At 57.1% G+C, this 829-nt stretch carries 2 pseudogenes; both read right to left on the reverse strand.

Annotation, left to right across the window (positions count from 1 at the left end):
- A pseudogene (locus HP566_RS03160) lies at positions 1-331 on the reverse strand (tetratricopeptide repeat protein); the annotation flags it as partial.
- 7 nt (positions 332-338) lie between these two features.
- Positions 339-829, reverse strand: a pseudogene (locus tag HP566_RS03165) (tetratricopeptide repeat protein); the annotation flags it as partial.

Raw genomic sequence — 829 nt, forward strand, 5'->3', positions numbered from 1 at the left:
GGTCGCCGGCTACGCAGGCACCGCCTTGAAACAGCCGCAGCATGGCGTAGGGGTCGCCTTGCTCGGCAGCCTGTAAATACCACTCCATGGCCTCGGTGGTTAACCCTCGGCTCAATAAACGAGTGGCCTCACCCAGGTAATACATCGACTCCACATCCCCCCCTGCGGCAGACGCTTCCAAGTAAGGCTGCATTTCAATCCATTCCGAAATACCCCAAAGGCGCATACCTTCATCTTTGGCGGCCTGGATATCCGCGGGTAGCGCCCAGCTAGTGAGTGACCAAATCAGCGGAAGCAAGAGGGCGAATACCAGACGGTTTATGTTTGCCATCGCTCAATCAGTAACCAAAGCGAGGGGGAAAGTTGGAAATGGGGGGCTGACGCCCTATCCATTCCGACGCTGCCAGCGCTTCGGCTTCCCGGCGTTGATTCTCGTCCAGCTTATCCTGGTTGCGGCTCATAACGCTGTCCGGCGTATTATTGCCACCCAGTTCATGAGCCAGAGCATAAAGTATGGCCCAGCCCTTAATGCGGTCTTCTTCATTAACGCACCGTTGATCGGGGGGGTACGATGGATCCAGATAACACCAGCCGATTCGTAAACGCCCCTCGTAACTGCCATGCTGGGATGCCCGCTCCATCCATTGCCAACTGGCTGCATAGTCTTGCTGCTCTCTTTTGACATACTCCAGTTGCTCCATAGCGGGCACATGGCCTTGCTCCGCTGCACGGCTCAACCAGCTTTCCGCCGCTTCCAGGCGGCGGCGTTTGGTGAAGTACCACCCCCGTCCATTCATAATCTGACGACCCCACAGGGTTTGGGCTTCCG

This window comes from Vreelandella olivaria, assembly GCF_023507745.1.
Lineage (GTDB): Bacteria > Pseudomonadota > Gammaproteobacteria > Pseudomonadales > Halomonadaceae > Vreelandella > Vreelandella olivaria_A.